Annotated in this window: 18 protein-coding genes; 8 read left to right on the plus strand and 10 right to left on the minus strand. The window is 46.7% G+C overall.

From position 1 onward, the window contains the following. The first annotated feature begins 5 nt into the window (after positions 1–5). Positions 6–1265 (plus strand): tetratricopeptide repeat protein, encoded by a 1260-nt coding sequence (locus tag HGH91_RS03310; RefSeq protein ID WP_168737022.1) that lies wholly within the window; start codon positions 6–8, stop codon positions 1263–1265. 238 nt (positions 1266–1503) lie between these two features. Here the strand turns inward: HGH91_RS03310 and HGH91_RS03315 are convergent, their stop codons facing one another. From HGH91_RS03315 to HGH91_RS03330, 4 genes are all read right to left on the minus strand, one after another. Then, positions 1504–1707: a hypothetical protein gene (locus HGH91_RS03315; protein WP_168737023.1), complete on the minus strand. Its 204-nt coding sequence runs from the start codon at positions 1705–1707 to the stop codon at positions 1504–1506. Positions 1708–1875: 168 nt separating this feature from the next. Then, positions 1876–4074 carry a hybrid sensor histidine kinase/response regulator gene (locus tag HGH91_RS03320; RefSeq protein WP_168737024.1) on the minus strand — a complete coding sequence of 733 codons (2199 nt, stop codon included), beginning with the start codon at positions 4072–4074 and terminating at the stop codon, positions 1876–1878. A gap of 144 nt (positions 4075–4218) precedes the next feature. Continuing rightward, positions 4219–4467 (minus strand): hypothetical protein, encoded by a 249-nt coding sequence (locus tag HGH91_RS03325; RefSeq protein ID WP_168737025.1) that lies wholly within the window; start codon positions 4465–4467, stop codon positions 4219–4221. Between the two features lie 128 nt (positions 4468–4595). Beyond that, complete coding sequence (locus HGH91_RS03330; RefSeq protein WP_168737026.1) at positions 4596–5291, minus strand: LytR/AlgR family response regulator transcription factor; 696 nt, start codon at positions 5289–5291, stop codon at positions 4596–4598. 173 nt (positions 5292–5464) lie between these two features. Between HGH91_RS03330 and HGH91_RS03335 the strand changes: the two genes are divergently transcribed. Then, positions 5465–7036, plus strand: coding sequence for a hypothetical protein (locus tag HGH91_RS03335; RefSeq protein ID WP_168737027.1), 1572 nt, complete (start codon positions 5465–5467; stop codon positions 7034–7036). A 22-nt stretch (positions 7037–7058) separates the two neighbouring features. On the opposite strand, the gene nfi is transcribed toward HGH91_RS03335, so the two are convergent. Genes nfi through HGH91_RS03350 form a run of 3 tightly spaced genes read right to left on the minus strand, consistent with a single transcriptional unit; the run spans position 7059 to position 9669 of the window. Continuing rightward, on the minus strand, positions 7059–7751 hold the full coding sequence (nfi, locus tag HGH91_RS03340) for a deoxyribonuclease V (protein ID WP_168737028.1): 693 nt from the start codon (positions 7749–7751) through the stop codon (positions 7059–7061). 22 nt (positions 7752–7773) lie between these two features. Continuing rightward, positions 7774–8982 (minus strand): DUF763 domain-containing protein, encoded by a 1209-nt coding sequence (locus tag HGH91_RS03345; RefSeq protein ID WP_168737029.1) that lies wholly within the window; start codon positions 8980–8982, stop codon positions 7774–7776. 21 nt (positions 8983–9003) lie between these two features. Then, on the minus strand, positions 9004–9669 hold the full coding sequence (locus HGH91_RS03350) for an MgtC/SapB family protein (RefSeq protein ID WP_168737030.1): 666 nt from the start codon (positions 9667–9669) through the stop codon (positions 9004–9006). Positions 9670–9796: 127 nt separating this feature from the next. Here HGH91_RS03350 and HGH91_RS03355 point away from each other — a divergent pair, with 127 nt between their 5' ends. The 3 genes from HGH91_RS03355 to HGH91_RS03365 all read left to right on the plus strand — a co-directional run bounded on the left by HGH91_RS03355 (position 9797) and on the right by HGH91_RS03365 (position 12221). Next, positions 9797–9994 carry a DUF4348 domain-containing protein gene (locus HGH91_RS03355; RefSeq protein WP_168737031.1) on the plus strand — a complete coding sequence of 66 codons (198 nt, stop codon included), beginning with the start codon at positions 9797–9799 and terminating at the stop codon, positions 9992–9994. 68 nt (positions 9995–10062) lie between these two features. Next, entirely contained in the window at positions 10063–10320 is a 258-nt protein-coding gene (locus HGH91_RS03360) for a hypothetical protein (RefSeq protein ID WP_168737032.1), read from the plus strand. A gap of 128 nt (positions 10321–10448) precedes the next feature. Further along, positions 10449–12221, plus strand: a complete 1773-nt coding sequence (locus HGH91_RS03365) for an ABC transporter ATP-binding protein (protein WP_168737033.1) — start codon at positions 10449–10451, stop codon at positions 12219–12221. Positions 12222–12281: 60 nt separating this feature from the next. Here HGH91_RS03365 and HGH91_RS03370 read toward each other — a convergent pair whose 3' ends face one another. Both HGH91_RS03370 and HGH91_RS03375 read right to left on the minus strand, forming a co-directional pair. Further along, positions 12282–12755 carry an acyl-CoA thioesterase gene (locus HGH91_RS03370; RefSeq protein WP_168737034.1) on the minus strand — a complete coding sequence of 158 codons (474 nt, stop codon included), beginning with the start codon at positions 12753–12755 and terminating at the stop codon, positions 12282–12284. A gap of 30 nt (positions 12756–12785) precedes the next feature. Further along, the gene (locus HGH91_RS03375; RefSeq protein ID WP_168737035.1) at positions 12786–15278 is read right to left on the minus strand and encodes an outer membrane beta-barrel family protein; all 2493 of its coding nucleotides are present in this window, start codon (positions 15276–15278) and stop codon (positions 12786–12788) included. A gap of 338 nt (positions 15279–15616) precedes the next feature. Here HGH91_RS03375 and HGH91_RS03380 point away from each other — a divergent pair, with 338 nt between their 5' ends. The 3 genes from HGH91_RS03380 (at position 15617) to HGH91_RS03390 (ending at position 19546) form a co-directional block, all read left to right on the plus strand. After that, on the plus strand, positions 15617–16375 hold the full coding sequence (locus tag HGH91_RS03380) for a DUF695 domain-containing protein (protein WP_168737036.1): 759 nt from the start codon (positions 15617–15619) through the stop codon (positions 16373–16375). 59 nt (positions 16376–16434) lie between these two features. After that, positions 16435–18357, plus strand: a complete 1923-nt coding sequence (locus tag HGH91_RS03385; protein WP_168737037.1) for a hypothetical protein — start codon at positions 16435–16437, stop codon at positions 18355–18357. A 109-nt stretch (positions 18358–18466) separates the two neighbouring features. Next, a complete protein-coding gene (locus tag HGH91_RS03390) occupies positions 18467–19546 on the plus strand; it encodes an NAD(P)H-dependent flavin oxidoreductase (RefSeq protein WP_168737038.1) in 1080 nt (359 codons plus the stop codon). Here the strand turns inward: HGH91_RS03390 and HGH91_RS03395 are convergent. Then, positions 19527–20078, minus strand: coding sequence for a putative glycolipid-binding domain-containing protein (locus HGH91_RS03395; protein WP_168737039.1), 552 nt, complete (start codon positions 20076–20078; stop codon positions 19527–19529). The two genes, HGH91_RS03390 and HGH91_RS03395, sit on opposite strands and share 20 nt — an antisense overlap.

Here is a 20078-nt window from a genome sequence, read left to right on the forward strand (position 1 = left end):
AAAGCATGAAAAAATTATTGGTATCTCTTCTCTTTTGCACGGCCGGTGTATCGGTAATGGCGCAACGGGCAAAAGTTAGCAGTGCGGATGAGAACCTGAAGAAGCAGGACCTGGAAAAAGCCAAAGCGGACATCGACGCAGCATTGCAGAACGATAAAACCAAAGGCGACGCTAAAACATGGCTGGTAGATGGTAAAATCCTCGAGGCAATGGGTACCAAACAAAAGAACCCAGCCCTGGCTGACGAAGCATTTTCCGCCTTCAAAAAAGCCCTGGAAATAGATCCTAAAATGAAAGAGGCGGTACTGGAAATGAACCAGCCTTTGTTCAACGTATATGCTACCATCGCTAACGCCGGTTATGCTAACCTGAACGAACAGAAATGGGATTCTTCACTGATCCATTTCAAAAAAGCTTTTGAAGTAGCTGAATTCTATAACGGTAAAAACCTGGGTGGCTCTATCCCTACAGATACTGCCCTGACTTTTTATGTAGGATACGCCGCTAACATGGCAGGTAAAAAAGATGACGCTTTCACTTACCTGAAAAAAGCTTCCGACCTGCAATTTAAAGGCGAACCAGCACTGTACGTGATCCTGGGTCAACTGTATGAAGAAAAAGGTGATCAGGCTAACTGGCTGAAAACCATCGAACAAGCGAAAGGATTGTTCCCTAAGGATAAACGCTTCAACGATATGGAAATGGCGTTCTACAGCAAAACCGGTAAAACCAATGAGTTACTAGGTATGCTGGAAAAGAAAATCGCTGAAAATCCTAATGACGAAGCAGCTGTACTGGATTACGCTATCCGCGTAGACAACCTGGCTAATCCTCGTGACGATAAAGGTAATGATGCTCCTAAACCAGCTAACTACGAAGAGCTGATGGGTAAAGCAGAAGGAGCTTATAAGAAAGCGATCGAAATGAATCCTGCTGATGCTACTGCTAACTTCCAGCTAGGTGCACTGTACTTCAACCGTGCGGTTGTTTTCAACAAAGAACTGAACGGGCTTGACAGCAAACAGCAAACTTCTGCTAAAGCAAAAGAATTACAAGGTAAAGTTGAAGGTTTAATGAACCAGGCATTACCTTTCTTTGAAAAGGCAGATGCAGGTTTCACTGCTAAAGCCGGTAGCCTGGAAGCGAGCGACAAACAGACTTATGAAAGCTGCCTGTATGCTTTGCAGAAAATCTATGCGATTAAAAACAACAACGCCAAAGTAGAAGAAGTGAAAAAGAAACTGGATGCATTAGGCCAGAAATAATTCCTTCTTTAGTATATATCATTGAAAAGAGTCCCGCCATATCGGCGGGACTCTTTTTTTTCACGCAAGGAAGCAAAGTAGGTAAGCAGCAAAGTAAATTTTGTTGGTCGCATTTAGTTACGTCAGCAACGGCTTAGTAATCTCTGCTGCTTACCCACTTTGCTTCTTTGCGAGCAAAGAAAATCCCGTTGGCCAGAGACCAACGGGACTAATTAATTCAAACGCTGTATAGCTTAAATTAAGCAGCTTTCTTCTCAGAAGGCTTAGCAGCTTTCTTAGCAGGTTTAGCAGCTTTCTTAGTTGTATCAGCAGCAGGTTTTGCTTCAGCTTTAGCTTCAGTTTTAGCTTTTTCCTTTTTTGCAGGTTTAGCAGCTGGAGCTTGTGCGAAAGAAGCAGCAGAAATGCTCATTACTACTACAGCGGCGATCAGGCTTTTTTTCATGATAATTGTCTTTTAGAATGATTAGATTAAGAATGTTGTTTGTTGATTTGTATAGTAAAAATACATCAGCAACAGTGGCATGATTGATAAGTTTCGGTGAACAGGGAATTACTGTCGTTGAACAGGGAGAAACGTACGTTAATGTATGCAGTGATAGGCGAAATACAGCTACAATAAAATGTTGATCGCTTCTTGTACAGCCTGTATACACAGCTGTTTCAGGGTATTAAACTGCCCCGCCACCACTGCTGCATGATAATTATTTTCCTGTACTTTTTCGAGTGGCTCCAGGATAGGATAGAGGTGATCCTCCAGGCCAATAAAGGATACTGTTGTTTTGAGGTTATGTGCGCTGGCACGGATAGCAGCTATATCTTCTGCCACCACCGCTTTTTTTAGCAGGGATAATTCTTCCGGTAATTGTGTGATGAACTGTTCCAGCATATTTTTTTCAAAGCTGGTATTGCCCTTGGATAAATCATGCAGGTAATGCATATTAATCAGCTGATGGGTACCATTTTCATGTGGTAAATGATTAGTGGCAGGTAATTCCCGGGGAGGAAGTTTCCCGATATATACCTGGATGAGTTTATACAGTTCTTCTTCAATAATGGGTTTTGAAATATATTCATTCATGCCCATCTGCAAACATTTTTCTCTTTCTCCTGCCATAGCATGAGCAGTCATGGCGATGACCGGGATGGTGGAATGAAGTTCGTTGCGGATAGCCTGTACGGCGCTATAGCCGTCCATTTCCGGCATTTGAATATCCATCAGTACCAGGTCGAAATGTTGCTTGTCTAACGCCTGTAATACTTCTTTTCCGTTGGTGACAATTTTATATTGCAGGTGCCAGCCAGTCAGCAGATGACGTAGCAGGTTCTGATTTAGTTTATTGTCTTCCGCTACAAGTATACGCACATCGGGATGTAAGGGCAATTGATCGTTTTCTGTGAAGTAAGCATTGCCTTCCTCCAACAGGGAATCAGCCAGGGTGTAGGGCAGTTCTACCTTAAACGTGGTGCCCTCTCCGGGTTTGCTTTCTACGGAAATAAAACCATTTTGCAGTTCTATCAGTTGTTTAACAATTGTTAAACCTAAGCCGGTACCTCCAAATTTGCGGGTGGTAGAAGCTTCCGCCTGGTTGAAGCGATCGAATATTGCGTCCAGTTTGGAGGGATCTATGCCAATACCGGTGTCACTAACGGTAAACAATATACGAACAGCATTGTCTTCCGCCCAGATTCTAGCTGCGTGTATACGTACGTTTCCTTCCTGTGTAAACTTCACGGCATTGCTGGCGAGATTGATCAGTACCTGGGTAAGGCGCATTACATCACCGTATAGGATATCAGGTACATTATCGTCAATGGTTACGGACAGGTGCAGTTGTTTTTCTTCTGCTTTAGGTTTGAACATGGTGTTTACGCCATGCAAAACACTGCGTAAACTGAAGGCGCTGGCTTCAATCCGCATCATACCGGATTCTATTTTAGAGATATCCAGGATGTCGTTAATAATTTCCAGCAAACTTTGTCCAGCGTTTTCGATGGCGCCCACATATTCCTTTGATTTATCGGTGAGGGGTTGCGCTTTCAATAAATGGGTGAATCCCAGTACGGCATTCATGGGTGTGCGAATTTCGTGGCTCATATTGGCCAGGAACTGGTCTTTTACGGCGGCCAGTTTTTTCTCCTGTTGCTGGGAGGCATCTAGTGCTTCAATCAATTGCTCTTGCCGGTGTATACGGCTGGTGATGTACAGGAATGCCAGCAGGCTGGTGAGACAGGCAAAGAAAACGAGTACGCTTCCCCAGCTTTGCGCTTTCTGTCCGCTGCTGTCGATCAGGTGGGTAGTACGGTTTACTTCCGTTTGCCGGGTAGTGTCGAGTTGCCGGATAATGCTGTTGATGGCTTCTCCCAGGCGTTTGCCTTTCTGGTTGTTGATCATTCTTTCTGCCGCCCATTTACCATTGCTGTAGAAAGTATCGAGCACCATCAGGTTAAAGTTATTTTTCTCATCTACCAGGTAATTAAGCTGGGTGAGCAATCTTTCGGTACTATCGTTTTTGATGATTTTATTAATCTCTTTGAGGTCGGCTTTGATAACGGCTATCTCGGCTTCAATGCCGGTAATATGGGTGGTATCCTGGGAAATGACCGCTCCACGTACTTTACTGTCGGTCCTGGCCATATTGGTTTGCAGCTTCTGTAATTCATTCTTTACATTCAGTTCCTGCAGTAGTTGTTCATTGCCTTTAATCAGTTTGCGGATATTATTGGCGGAGTTAAATTGCAGCACAACAAACAATATCATTCCGGTAATGAACAGGCCGAGGAGGTAATATTTGATTCTTTTAGGCTGCATGACAGTTTAGTACATATAAAATGCTGATATAGGATGCCAGTTCATTAAAAATACTTATTTATTCTGTAGTTCCTTAGAAACTTAGCCTCAGAGCAGCATTACTCTGAGGCTAAGGTGTTGAAAAAACTGAATAACAGTATGTAATTATTTTGCTTTCGGTGCAGCTGGTGCAGCAGCTTTTGCATGATGGTGATGCTTGTGCATCTTATGAGATTTAGCCATTTTCTTTTCCTGCTTTTCTTCCTTCTTTTCCTGCTTTGCAGTTTCATTCTTTTCTTCCTTCATCTCCTTCTTAGCTTTTTCTTTCTTAGGAGCAGGATTAGTTGTTTGAGCAAATACTGATACACTCATAAACAACATAGCTGCAGCGATGATAATACTAAACTTTTTCATGGTTGTATACTTTAATTAGTGATCAATTTGTTTGACGACCTAAAGATACAACGGGTTCAAAGGCAGTACTTTAACTTATGGCCCAATGGGCGGCAGCTATCGGTCAAAAAGGGGAAAGTGTCGTTGAATCAAAGGAGGTTGAGCTTATTATTCAGGGCTGCCCTGTACGCATCTGCTACGGGGATGGCATTCTTCTGGATAATAATGGTACCGTCTTCTATAGACTCGATTTTGTCGAGCGCAACTATATAAGAACGATGCACCCGCATAAATTTCCCTGCTGGCAGCTTTTCTTCCAGCGCTTTCAGGGTGGTATGAATGGCATGAAACTTCTGAGGCGTATTCAGTTTTACATAGTCACCCATGGCTTCCAGGAAGAGAATATCTTCTGTTCGTATTCTCTTTAAAACACCATTGTCCCGTATAAACACAAATTCATTGTCTGATACCTGTAGCTCCCGGTTGTTGCTGTCAACGATTTCCCGGGCTTTCTCGATAGCCTGGATAAAGCGGGCAGGAGGCACAGGTTTGATCAGGTAATCGGCTACATTCAACTCAAACGCTTCTACCGCATACTCTTTTTTCACCGTGGTAAAGATAATCACCGGGCGCTTTTTCCCGAGGTTGCGGGTCAGCTCCAGTCCACTCATGCCGGGCATCTCAATATCCAGGAGCAGGAGATCTATTTTCTCTTTTTGCAAAATATTGTAGGCTTCCATGGCGCTATTGCATTCGCCTACAACCTGCAGTTGCTCTACGTGACTGGCCAACTGCCTCATGGCAGTACGCGCCAGCTTATTATCGTCTACTATCAGGCAATTCATGCGGCTAATTTAAGGACAATTCATAATATAATATCATCTCAGCCATAACTATCCTCCAAACAATCCTCTCTGTTCACTATCTCTTTAGGAATTTAAAATATTTCATATATTTGAAATTATTAATTAATTGAATGATGACATATCTAAGATGGCCGGTTCTTTTAGTGGGATTAATGCTACACACAGCGGCTTTTGCGCAGATACCCGTTGTTACCATGAGTCCGGCCTTCGGAGAGCCTGGAGACGGTTGGGATAAACTCCTGCAGCTGAAAAACGGCAACACGGTATACCTGCATTTTGGAAAGAAAGAAGGACTGTTGCTAACCATATATAACCCACAGCGGGAGCCGGTTGTCAATGATACGATACACACCACACAATGGAATGCGGAAGACCTGGAATCGACCGAAATAGACGGGATTTACGAGATCAGCGGACAACCGGTTATTTTCCTGCAACAGCTGGTGAAATATAACCCGGTGCTGTATCGCCTGGTCCTGGACGGACAAACAGGCCAGCTACTGCGGGAAGATAAACTGGGAGAGCTACCGTCCATACAGCATCGCAGCGTATTTGCCGAAGATAATCTCGCCTCTCACGATTGTTATGTAGAAAAGGATCCCGACAGCGACTACTATGCAGTGGCCCTGTTTTCAGGTGCAGCTATCCAGAAAAACGACAGCATTCACGAACGCATTCAGGTACTGCATTTTTCACCATCGCATGAAATGATCCACCAGGGATGGTTTTACCTGCCCGATACATCGTATAGCTATTTCAGTTATATCGATATGACGGTACAGGGTAAAGAAAAGGTGTACCTGGCTACCGTTGGTTTTAATGCTAAAAGGAAAGAAGGAGATGCGGCGCCCAAAGTGCTCTTTTCCATGCTATCGCCCGACTCGGCCACCTTTGCACACCGGGTGCTCGACTATACTGCCGGCGCCGGTAATATGACCGGGTATATCCGGACTGCAACTGCATTATCGCAGGTATACCTCTTACTGAACCATCCGGTCAATGGTATGATGATGAATGTTTTCCAGGCGCCCAACGGGAAGCTACGCAGGCATATGGAATGGAAGCTCCCGGAACTCAACGGTAAAGCGCAACAGGAGCTGGGCTATAAGGACGACTTTAAAGGAACACCACAACGGTTACTGCTACACGAAGATGGCAGCAGTACACTCTTGCTGGAAAACCTGTCGTTTTACAAACAGGGCAATTCACAAATCAGTAAGCTCCATACCAACCTGGGCGACATCGGCATCAGCCGGCTCGACACGGCAGGTCGGGAGCAAAGCGCTGTGGCCATATCCAAATACCAGGTCATTACCGGCGTATGTGAGCCTTTCCAGCTACAACGCAGGGCCAAGAGTGCGTGGATATTCCGCAATAAAATTGCTGCCCTCAATACGAACACCTATCTTTCTTACGACTACATCGCTACACCCGACGCATCTTTTGTGTTGTTTAACGACTACTTGCAATACCTGGATACCGGTGGGCAAGACCGGGTGCGCAAACCGCTGAAATTCGCTGTAGATGCTAATTTTATCTGTTGTCGTTTTTATAATGGTAAAATGGAAAAGCTCTTTTTATTTGGCATGCCGGAAGTAACGAAAGGATATGCCTGTATGATGGGCGCTGCGGATTACAACGCCGCTTCCCGTACCTATGCTACCCTGGTGATCTCACGAAAGGGATTGGAGAAGAAAGCCAATATTGCCTGGATAAAATTTTAATAAAGGGGAAAGCTTTATACTTTCAGCTCATTCCCGTCCATCCTTCCGGGATGGCGCCCAGGCGGAATTGATTCACGGCATTATGCGCCAGCCGCGTAGGCTCAGGCAGCCGGTACTTTTGTATACACTGCCGGAGAATGCGCAGGCTATCAGGAACATCGACCAGGTGACCGGGGGAAACAAAGATGGGTTTTACATTGGTTTTACTTCTCAATACATTTCCTAACAGCTGCCCCTTTCGATCCGTCAACGGGCTAACACTGCCTTTTTCAGGTCCCGGTTCCTCATATACGCCATATAGTTTTTTCTTGGCGCTGCCGATAGTGGCCTGTTGCGCCAGTACACCAAAATGGCTGGCAATACCCATGCGGCGCGGGTGTGCAATGCCGTGCCCATCCACCACCAGTATATCAGGTTTTAATGGCAACTGCTCCCAGGCGTCCAGCAGGGCAGGTACCTCCCGGAAGGCGAGGAATCCGGGTACATAAGGAAAGTGTACCTCTTTCTTCACCAGGCTATAACCCACTGGTATCAGCGATGGAAACTTTAACAACACGATACCCGCGTATACGGTGGTGCTGAATTTATTGAAAGAGATATCGGCGCCTGCGATATAGTTCAAAGGGCCCTTATAAGGAACCAGCGTTACTTTTTCCTGTAGCTCCCGTTGCAGCAGGGTAGCCTCGGGAACGGTTAATTCATTATAGTCCGGCATATCCGTTTGTTTACAGATCCATTCAGAAAAGGGTCAGTTGATCTCCGTTTTGAGGTGGCGTGGGTTTCACCGCCTTCCCGAAAACGGTTCTACCACCGTATTGCCAGGAGTTTTGACGTTCCTGTTCAATTAATTTATCGAAGTTGGTGTTGGGTTCGAAATCTTTTTCTATTTGTTGTGATAATACAGATAGCTTCCTGATGGCATCCTTCTTATCAGATTCCCCGATTTTAGCCTTATACAGGGCTTCTTTAAGCGTATGAATCGTTTCATCGTAAATACGGGTAGGCACGGGGAATGGATGCCCGTCCTTACCTCCATGGGCAAACGAAAACCGGGCCGGGTCTTCAAACCGGGAAGGAGTGCCATGTATCACTTCACTCACCAGGGTGAGCGACTGTAACGTGCGCGGGCCTACGCCTTCCAGCATCAATAGCGTTTCAAAATTGGCCGGGTTGGTGTCATGCGCTAATGCCAGTACGCTCCCCAGCCGTTTCAGGTTCACATTTTCTGCTCTTACATCGTGATGCTCCGGCATGATCAGCTGTTTGATTTCCGGTAACAGGTGTGCTGGCTTTTCTTTGGTAAGTTGTAAGATGCCTGATTTGGTGCTATCGGCCTGAAGGTCGGTGAGGTTGAGGATTTGTCCCTGGTTGCGGCCGTAAATAAATGTATGCGGCGCTTCCGTAAAGGACTTAAAGGCAGCGGAGTGCCAATGATAGCGCCGGGCCATGCTACTGGCGTCATTCATGCCCTGCTGCACTACGGCCCATTCTCCTTCGTCCGACAGGATGAAGGAATGCAGGTATAACTGAAAGCCGTCCTGTATGGCGGTATTATCGACTTTGGCAGTCAGCTTACTGCTGTATACCAGCTGATCGCCCGGTAAGCCGGTTTTATCGGCAATGGCGATGAGTTCGGCGGGTGTTTGTTTGCTGTAACGGCCTTTGCCACCGCAGATATAGATACCCAGTTCCGCTGCACGGGGATTAACGGCTTTTTTCAATGCCCCCATCACACTGGTAGTAATACCGGAAGAATGCCAGTCCATGCCCAGCACGCAACCCAGTGCCTGGAACCAGCAGGGATCGCTGAGCCTTTTAATCACTTCTCCTTTGCCATAATCGGTCACAATGGACTCTACAATAGCACCGCCTAAAAGGCTCATTCGGCGGGCCAGCCAGGGTGGTACCTGACCGTAGTGTAGTGGCATATCAGCATATGAAGGCATATAAAAAAAGTTAAGAAGCTGCTATAGGGGATTAGCCTGGATCTGGTACTCGAAGATGTCTTTTTGCTGTAGCAAAAATTCATCTAATTGTTCCATTTTGTCGCGATGCCCCCGCACAGCGTAGTTCATCTCTATTACATTTTCTTTCCTCACCGTCAGCATTTTCTTGTATTTAAGATGAAACGATTGCAATGTGGCCTCCACATCGGGATGTGGAGATTTATCTTCATAAAAATAAATCGTGTACACCCGTTTATCGTTGATGTCGGCAATACTTTTTTCTACATATTCCAGCAATATCAATACCACCAAAGACCCTGCCAGCGCGGCGGCTGCCAGCCAGTACTGGCTCATTCCCACTGCCATTCCCAATGCTGCTGCTATCCAGATGGATGCGGCAGTAGTAATGCCATCAATGGTAAAGTCACCTTTGAAGATAACGCCGGCGCCGATAAACCCAACGCCTGTGAGAATGTTGGAGGCAACACGATCAGGGGAATTGGGAAATCCCATTTCGGCCGACAATATTGTGAAAACCGTACTGCCAATGCAGATCAGCGTCATAGTACGCATACCTGCCGCTTTACGTTTGTACTCCCTTTCTATCCCCAGTAGGGAACCCACTAGCAGTGCGATCAATATTTTGAGGAGCTGATCTTCTTCTATGATTTGCAATACATGTTTCATGGGGCAAAAAAATATCTTCTTACAAATGTAAGCGTTGGCACAATTCTTTCAATACAAAAGGAAAATTAAACCACTCGTGTGTTCGTCGTTTTAGCAGCCGCGTTTTTTCACTATAAATTATGCCCGGATGGAACCATTTTTCTATAAAGCCTGTATTATCATTTGCCTGACCGGAATGCTCAGCATTTTTCTTTTTAGCTGCAGTGGTAGTAAAGAAGCCAGCAGGGAAGCAGATTCAGCTGCGGTGTCTATGCCCCGTGTAGACAGTACCAGTGTAATACCCGTGGATACCATGAAAACAAAGCCCGATACTACGCGTCATTGATCAAACACCATAAGGGGAAGTAGCAGGTTAACTCATTCAAATGATTACTTCACCCTTAAACAGTCAATATGATGAAAGTATCAAACATGTTCCTGGCAGCGGGAGTAGCCACTTTAATGCTCGTCGCCTGTGGAAACGGTCACAAACCGGCGACAGATTCTCTCAACAACTCCACAGATTCAATCGGGATGGGTACGGGAGCCGTTACGCCGGCAGATACGGCGCCGGCGGCGCAAACGCCTCCGGGTGCCATCAATCCCGGGGAAGATTCGGCCCGCTATGGTACTGGCGCCGGGGATTCGTCCAAAAACAGGCCGCGTCGCTAGTACGTCAACCGATGCCTCCGATGTTTATACCTTGCGGGTAAGCAACGGAGGCATCATTATTTTATCGCTCTTTTTGCAATATATTTGGATATCGTTCGTCAACCTCTATATAAAAAGTTTATATCCGAATGCAAAACGACACCACCGCAGCGACGCAGCAGCCACCCATTAAGCTGGCTTCCCTCAAGAAAACATTCCGACTATTCCGTTATGTAAAACCCTACTGGGCTCAATTTGCCCTGGGACTCCTGTTTCTCCTGGTTTCCAGCCTGGCTGGCCTGGCACTTCCCAAATTATTAGGTAACCTGGTAGATCCGAAAAGCAGCGAACAATTATTTAAAGGCATGAACCTGGCGGGTGTACTATTGGTAGCAGTGCTTGTAGGACAGTCTGTGTTTTCATTTTTTCGCATTATATTATTTGTGAATGTGACCGAGAGAACACTGGCCACCCTTCGCCAAACGGTGTACAGCCACCTGATTAAGCTGCCTATGAAATTTTTCCTGGAAAGACGGGTAGGAGAGTTGAGCAGCCGTATATCCTCAGATATATCTTTGTTGCAGGAAACCTTTACCACCACGCTGGCTGAGTTTATCCGGCAGATGATTATCATCATAGGAGGCGTTGTAATTTTATTGATTACTTCTCCCGGGCTGACTGCCTTTATGCTGGCCACGTTGCCTGCCATGATGGTAGCTGCCGTTTTTTTCGGGAAATTCATCCGCCGGTTTTCCAAGCAGGTACAGGAACAGGTAGCAGCCGCTAATACGGTGGTAGAGGAAACCTTACAGGGTATCCTGAATGTAAAAGCATTTGCAAACGAATTTTTTGAAATAGCGCGCTACCGCAAACGCACCAACGAAGCGGCCCGCACGGGCATGAAAGGGGGTAAATACAGGGGCGCATTTTCTTCCTTTATTATCCTGGGCATCTTCGGCGCCCTGGTAGCCGTGATCTGGAGAGGCGTAGCCATGGGCATGCCCACTTCCGCACTGTTATCCTTTGTGCTATACTCCCTGTTCATAGGCGGCTCTGTGGCCGGGCTGGCGGAAGTATATACCAACCTGCAAAAGAGTATCGGCGCCACTGAACACTTGTTGGAAATCTTAGACGAACCGGCAGAAGATATTACGCCGGTGACTACTATTGCTCCCGAAAACCAGCTGGACGGGCAGATCAGCTTCCGCGATATCTCTTTCCATTATCCCTCCCGGCCGGATCTGACCATCATGGATAGCGTTTCCTTTGATGTATATGCCGATCAGAAGGTAGCGTTGGTAGGGCCCAGCGGCGCCGGTAAAAGTACCATCGTATCCTTACTGTTACGCCTGTACGACCCTGTGAGCGGACATATTTTGTTCGACGGTAAAGACAGTAAATCTTTTCCATTATCGGAATTACGTTCGCAGATGGCCGTAGTACCGCAGGATGTTTTTCTTTTCGGTGATACCATTGCTGAGAACATTGCCTATGGCAAACCCGATGCTACCGTAGCCGAAATGGAAGCCGCCGCGCGACAAGCCAACGCCTGGGAATTCATACAAAGGTTCCCATTAGGACTCGACACCGTAGTGGGAGAGCGTGGCATACAGCTCTCCGGCGGACAGCGCCAACGCATTGCCATTGCCCGTGCGGTACTCAAAAATCCCCGTATCCTGATATTGGACGAAGCTACGTCTGCCCTGGATTCTGAGTCGGAAAAACTGGTGCAGGATGCCCTGGATAAGCTCATGGAAGGCCGTACTTCCCTGGTAATTGCCCATCGTTTGGCCACCGTAAGGCAGGCGGATAAAATTATTGTACTCGATAAAGGACGTATTGTAGAAGAAGGTACGCACAATGAATTAATAGGACTGGACGGGTTGTATAGAACCCTGAGTGATATGCAGTTTGCGAGCTAAGCTGATTGTATAAAATAAAGCGGGACGCCACCATGGCGTCCCGCTTTATTTTATATGCGATTATAAATACGGCTTCATTTCTTCATCAATATCCTTACGCAGGTCCATCAGCTTCCTGGCATATCCTTCCAGGCTGATTTCATTGGCTGTTTGCGGAATCCATTTGGGTACCGGCACGGTTTTCCCGGTATCGTCTACTGCCGCAAATACCATGACGCAGTGGGTCGTCTTTGATTTTTGTTGTTGTCGCGGGTTGCCGGCAAATACATCTATGGAGATATGCATGCTGGTGTTACCGGTGTAGATGATCTTGGCCTGGATTTCCACGAGGTCGCCAATAGCAATCGGCTTGAAGAAGCGAATGCCTCCCACATAGACAGTAACGGCGTATTGCCCGCTCCAATTGGCCGCACAGGTGTAACCTGCCTGGTCAATCCACTTCATAACGGAGCCGCCGTGTACCTTTCCACCGAAATTAACGTCCGATGGTTCGGCCAGAAACCGCAGGGTAATAGTGTGATAAATAGAATCCATAAAAGATGTTTACGATCTACAAAGTACGAATTAATAGTTATCACCTCCGTTCATATCACCGTTGTTATCTTTTGGACGGTTGTTTTTTCGCTTGAATAAATTGGTGTCCATCTTGCCGAAACGCCAGGTGGCATTGAGTCGCAGTTCACGGGAAGCACGCTTACGGTAGTTTTCCTGTTCAGAAAATGCGGTACTGGTATAGCTGAGATTACGGTCTGTGTTGAAGATATCGTTAATGCCCAGGGAAATGGACAATGCCTTATTCTTCAACATGTCTTTTTTGATTGCGGCATCGGCCGACCATTTTGCTTTTCTTTCTCCCTGTGGTAAAATTTGCCTGGACTCATATTCGGCACTTACCTGTAAGGTAAGGTTCCAGGGCAGTTTGGTATTGCTGTTTAATTTACCAAACCAGGTAAAGCCCTGGTTAGACAGGTTATTACCGTTGCCGGTAGCATTGATCTTAGTCTGGGCCAGGTTTACGTTGGTGGTGAGGTCCCAGGCTTTCGTGAGCTGGCTCCTCAAGGTAAACTCCGCCCCGTAAGAATTGCGGGTGCTGGCATTAATAGGATACGACAAGACCACATGCTGCGCCTGTCCGTTCAGCGTAAGGGTGGTATCTACATAAAAATCAGTAATGGCATTGTCGGTATTGCGATAGTATAAGGATACCAGGAGATTATGCTGATGATTAAAGTCTTTCAGGTACGACAACTCAAAGGAGTTGGTGAATTCAGGCTTCAGATCCGGGTTACCGGTGCTGGCGCTTTGCCCGCTATAGTCGATCGTTGGCAGCAGGTCGCGGAACCAGGGCCGGCGGATACGACGGCTATAGTTCAGCTGCAACTCATGATCGCCTTTGAATTTCTGTGACAGGAAGATGCTGGGGAAGAAGCTTACCGGGTAGCTGATTTTATAAGACGATTTTTGTCCCAGTCTTGTTTCCCCGTCATAGTTCGACTGTTCTGCCCTCAAGCCAACCTGGTAGCCAAAATTATCTTTGGCGCCGGTATAGCTCACATAGCCCGCGTTAATCTGTTCCTGGTAGTGATAACTATTGGAAAGCGCAGAATCCAGCACAAAATCACCAGAAGGATAATTTTGACCAAAGGTATTCGTGTAGTTATCAAATTTGCGGGTGTTACTGCGTAATCCCATTTCAAGCTTTGACTTTTCGGTGAGCGGCCTTACATAATCCACCTGTGCGGTGAGATAGGTGGTAGTGCCTTCGCCGCTACCATTGCGTAGCTCAGGCTTCCTTGGATCATAGACCGGTTTGCCGGAAAGATCATAATACTGGAGGGAGTAATTAGAACCGTTGTCGCCGGTGGCGTAGTTATAAGTAAAATCGGCGGTCAGCTCTTCTCCTTCTTTTGCAAAAGTATGTTTGAAGCCCAGCTGGGTAGTGTAGTTACGGAATCCGTTCAGGGTATTGTCGATACCGGTGCCATAGCGAACCCGCTGCTGGTGGGCATCCAGCTCATTGACGGTTTGATCGAAATATTTATTGAAGTTACCTCCTGTGATATTTTCAGAAAGGGTAATTGTATTACGATTATCGATGAACCAATCAAACCCGATACGACCGGTTTGGAACTTGCGATAAAAGTCACCGCTTTCCAGTTGCTCGGTATAAGTTGTGGTATCAGCGCCTATATTTTTCCGGTACAGGCGACTGTTCATCGGGGATTTGCGGTTACGGAAATTGTAGTTAATGAAGAAATTGAATTTCTCCTGGCGCAGGTTGAAATCGACACCGCCATTGGTACTACCCAGCGAGGAGCCGCCGGCATTCACCGATCCGTTGATACCGGCTTTCTTATTTTTCTTTAGAACGATGTTGAGAATGCCGCTCATCCCTTCTGCATCATATTTTGCGGAGGGGTTGGTGACCACTTCGATATTCTGAATAGCATCGGCGGGGATCTGGTCGAGCGTCAATGTAGAAGGCCGGCCATCAATGAAGATGGTGGGTGTACCATTTCTTACAGTAACGTTACCGTCTATATCTACATTCACAGAAGGTACCTGTTTCAGTACATCGGTAGCCGTACCGCCAATACTGGCGAGGTTCTTTTCTACGTTAAATACCCGTTTGTCGATGGCCATAGTAAAGGCAGGCTTTTCACCTACTACATTCACAGCCGCCAGTGATTTTACATTGGGTTTCAATTTAAAGTTACCTACATCGATACTGTTGGCTTTGGGAGAAAGGACCGCATTTTTATAGATCGTTTCGTATCCTATGAAATTAATCTTAAGGATATATTTATTGAGGGCGATGTTTTCAAAGCGGAAATCTCCATTGGTTTTGGAGAGCATCCCTGTTTGCACAGAGGAGTCGGGACGCAGCAGTGCCACAGAGGCATACTCAATAGGTTTACCAGTCTGAGCGTCCAGCAATTTACCATAGATGATGCCGGTGCTGCCCGGGCCGGCTTTTTCACCGGGTTGTTGTGCCATCGTGCTAAAGCAACCAAACAATAATAGCCAACCTGTAAATAACGATACAATTTTTCTCATAATAGCTTCCAACAATTTATAGCGGGCGTAAAATTAGTTCTTATGCCTAAAGAATGCCTGTTTTTTAGGATGAAAGGTCAGACAGAACCCTTTACAGTCTGCTATTTCAACTTCAGAATTGCGCAGAATTCTTTGTAGTAGCAGGTTATAGAAATACTGTAGAAAAATATCCCAACTGTTAATTAGTGTTAAGCTTCCTGTAAGTGTATGGAGCCCAATGGAAAGCATACGCTAAAATTTGTGGATAAAAAAGCGTTGAATACAAGTTTATCTTTTCCATAGTAACGGAGAGCAACGTATCTTTACAGCCAGCTGTTGCGTTATTTTAATTTTTTTATATGCATAAGGATTACCGACCGGACTGGGATATTTACACGTGCCATATTGAGGAAAGTCCAGCAGTAATAGGCCTTGACCTTGATCTGAGACGATTTGCACCATTGAAGGAAAAGCCGAATGCTATATATATAACAGTATATCTTAATCATCCACGTGAAGACGGATTCCCGCAGAACGATGAATTTGCCGTCATGGGTGAAATAGAAGATCGTTTGGTGGAACAACTGCAAACCAAGCTGGATGCGCACTTTGTTGGCCGCACCTTCTCTAATGGCGTACGTGATTTCTACTTTTATGCCGGCACTACGTTACTGCATGATAAATTCATTGCGGATGCGATGGTCAGTTTCCCCGATTACCGTTATGATTATGGGGTGAAGGAAGATAATAACTGGGAATTGTATTTTGATTTTCTCTTCCCTGACGTATATGAATTTCAGCGTATACAAAACAGGAAAGTGTTGCGTATGCTCCGTCAGCATGGAGACGCGTCAGAAAAAGAGCGTACCATTGAACACTGGATACATTTCAGGACAGAAGAGGATAAAAACGTTTACTGGGAGCACATCAAAGAAAATGGTTTCTCCCTGGTAAGAGATGAAAAATTAGATAACCCGGAATTCCCCTTTAAACTCTGTATTGCCCGCGCTGATAATACCGTAGAAACTACCATCGACAGCGTAGTCATGAGCCTGTGGGAACTGGCTCAACAGGTAAATGCCGAATACGACGGTTGGGAAACGAGCATCATGAAATAGCGGTATGGCTTTCTGCGTTCTCGTTTTTTTTCAATATACTTGTTACCTACTGCTAATCCTTGAGGAAGTATCTAAAAATATGGCCTACATTAACTGTCATCTGCTGGCTAATAAGTTTGCTTAGCCCGGCATCAGGATATGCCAGCGCCCAGCAGTTCCCGCTTTCCACTGATACTATACCGCACAAAACGGGGGGTGGACTGTTTAAAAAAATAGGAGAGTACCGGGATTCCATGCGTAACAAAGGCTACCGGCAAACGCTCATCAAACGTATTACCCGGCAGGATGAGCCGGTACGCTCCGACGACAACGACAGCACCATCATTAAAAGTGAGGCCTATTTTACGCCCTTTGCCGGTAAGGTGATCCGCAATATTTACTACCGGAGGGTAAAAGTATTCGGTCCCAGGAATATCAATGATACCACTTTCACCTCTTCCATGAAATTGCTCCGCCTGGCTAACCGCCTGCACTATGATTCCAGACAATGGGTGATCCGGCAGTCTCTGTTCTTCCGGGAAGACCAGCGGGTGGATCCCTTTGAACTGGCCGACAATGAGCGTTACCTGCGTAACCGCCCCTTTATCCAGGATGCCCGTATTTATGTGAAAAGTACGGCCGGCGATTCTATCGACGTGGAAGTGGTTACCAAAGACCTGTTTGAATATGGTGCCGACCTTACACAGTTCAGCGCAACCGATGTCAGGGCCAGCGTATCCAACAACGGCCTCTTTGGCGCAGGACAAGGCATTAAATTTGGGATGCAGTGGCGATCGGATTACTCGCCTACCTGGAATACGGAAGTACGGTATACCAAATACAATATGTTTGGCTCTTTCATCGATATGAGCGTGGGGTATACCACGCTGAACAATTATGCCCAACTGGATACTAATGCCTATGAGGGCGCCGTATTTATTAATTTCAACCGCCCCCTGTACCGGAATTCGGCTAAGCTGGTAGGGGGACTGAATATATCTAAGAACTGGTCTATCAACATACACGGTTCGTTAGCCGACCAGGGGGATAGCCTCTACCGGGATTATAACTATACGGTGATTGACGGTTGGATTGGTTATAACCTGATTAACAACTATAAACACGACGGATCCATAGGACGTAAGCCCAACCTGGCGCTGCTGGCGCGACACTATAATTTATCGTTCCAGCGAAAGCCCGACCAGGCCAGGTATAAAGACGATCCGGTATATAACAACCACCGCTTCTATTTGCTGCAACTGGAAACCTACCGCGTCGACTATTTCAAAGCGCACTACTTCTTTGGCTTTGGCCGTACAGAGGATATTCCATTGGGCTATAATCTGAGCGCCACCAGCGGGTGGGAGAGCTGGAAAGGCCGGAGAAGGATGTATACGGGGCTGGAAGCACAGAAGTTCTGGATTACCCGGCACCAGGGACTTTTCAATACCTCGATGGGGTTCAGTACATTTTGGTTGCGGGGCTCCACCGAAGATGCCGTCTTCCATGCCAGGGTGGAGTATTACAGCCGCCTGCTCACTTTCCGGAAGTCGCGCTTCCGCCAGTTCTTTACCGCCGATTACCTGGAAAGTCCTAATCCCTTTTTTAATAAGCCACTCAACGTTAACATGGAGAATGGCATCTGGGGATACAAGAACACGAAGCTCAATGGTTTTCAACGTTTGAATGTCGGCTCAGAAACGGTGTATTACAGTCCATTCAAATTACTGGGCTTCAAATTTAACTTCTTTACCACCCTGCAGGCGTCCGTGATTAACAACAATAACGACGACCTGCTGCAAAATCCCATCTACCTGGGTATTGGTGGTGGTTTCAGGGTACGTAATGAAAACCTGGCGCTGAATACGATAAAGGTATCCGGTTATTATTACCCCAATGCGCCGGAGCCGATGAAAAAAGGTATGCTGGAGATTACCACCATTGTTGATTTCCGGTTTGACGTATCTGCCCTGAAAGTGCCCAACATATTGAGTTTCCGCTAACAGCTTCCTGAAATACGTTAAGACTGCGTAATAGTTTCTACCTTTACATGACCGGGAAAGTGAAACGCCTTCCGGGATGTCATTACTGCGTTCAACAAACCTTATTGTCATGGAATGGAAAAACGAATTAACCCGGTTACTGGGTATCACTTACCCCCTGATACAAGCCCCTATGTTAGGTATCACTACTCCCGCAATGGTGGCTGCTATCAGTAATAGTGGGGGCATGGGCTCCCTGCCCATCGGAGGATTATCACCAGAGAAGGTAATTGCCCTGATCCGGGAAGTAAAGTCGCTGACGGCCAACCCCTTTGCGGTGAATATGTTTACCTACGAGCCAGAGCTGGCCCCTGACCGTTCCACTTTTGATGGTATGCAGGCGCTGATCCACGAGTTATACCAGACGGCCGGATTTACACCGGCAGCTATCAAATATGAAGATTTGCAGGTTCATTCCTGGAGGGAACAATTGCCGGTGCTGATCGCTGCGGGCATTCAATCCGTGAGTTTCACTTTCGGTATGCCGGATGCCGACGGATTTGCTTTAATGAAAGCGCATCGTATGCATATCATGGGAACCGCTACCAGCGTGGCGGAAGCAGTGGCGCTGAAAGAGGCCGGTGCAGATATCATTGTGGCACAGGGGATAGAAGCCGGTGGGCACCGGGGATCTTTCCTACCCGGACCCTTATCGCAAACGGGCACCATGGCGTTGGTACCGCAAATTGCAGATCGTGTGCGCATGCCCGTTATAGCAGCAGGGGGTATTATGGATGCAAGGGGAATAGCCGCCGCGAGAATGCTGGGCGCCGTCGGCGTACAAATGGGCAGTGCTTTTCTCCGTTGCCATGAAAGCCTGGCTACTCCCGCACATAAGGCTATACTGGGTCATATAACAGATACAGACACGCAGCTTACCAGGGCCATTTCCGGGCGCTGGGCAAGAGGTGTGCGTAATAAACTGATGACAGCACTCGAAGCCGCGGGGGAGGCGTTTTGCCCTTATCCTTTTCAGGATATGTTAACCCAGCCTGCACGCAAAGTGGCGAGGGAAGCGGATAACCCGCAATGGATCAATATGTGGGCGGGACAAGCAGCTGGTAAGGCACAGGCGTGGAGCGCGGCAGATATCTTTGCGGAGCTGGTACGGGAAACCGCCCTGCTTTTTCCTAATAATAAATTCGCTTAAATAATCCAGGGTAATCCTGCACAATGCCCTGGTGATCAAAAGGAATATTGGCACTGAAGTCAGTGACAATGTTTTCATACAGGTATTCATGGCGGCCTATCCGGGTATAGCGCTGCTGCACTTTCTGCAACTCAAAGGCGGGCAGGCTGATATACAGCATATCTAACACTTTACTTTCTCCCTCTTCAAATGACTCCCGTTTTATGGGCAATGTATTGGTAAAGGGGGTCAGGGAGATATCAATATCTATACAGTGGTCGAAGGCAGCAATGTGGTTATTGTCTTTGTCGAACCAATGCCCATGCAGGTCAGAGGTGAGTTTGAGCTCCGTATAATGTATCCCTTCCTGGCGGATATGGAAAGAAGATACCCGCCAGTCGGCCGTAATTTCTATGGTGTAGTGAACGGAGAATGGCTGCTGTTCGTAAACACCGTTAATTCTGCCGTTGGCCAGCATTCCCTGTGCATGATCCTGCAGGGTACAATATTCGGTAGCAGGCCATCTCAGCGCTTGCCATATAATGGGTTGCAT

This window comes from Chitinophaga eiseniae, from assembly GCF_012641265.1.
Classification (GTDB): Bacteria; Bacteroidota; Bacteroidia; order Chitinophagales; family Chitinophagaceae; genus Chitinophaga; species Chitinophaga eiseniae_A.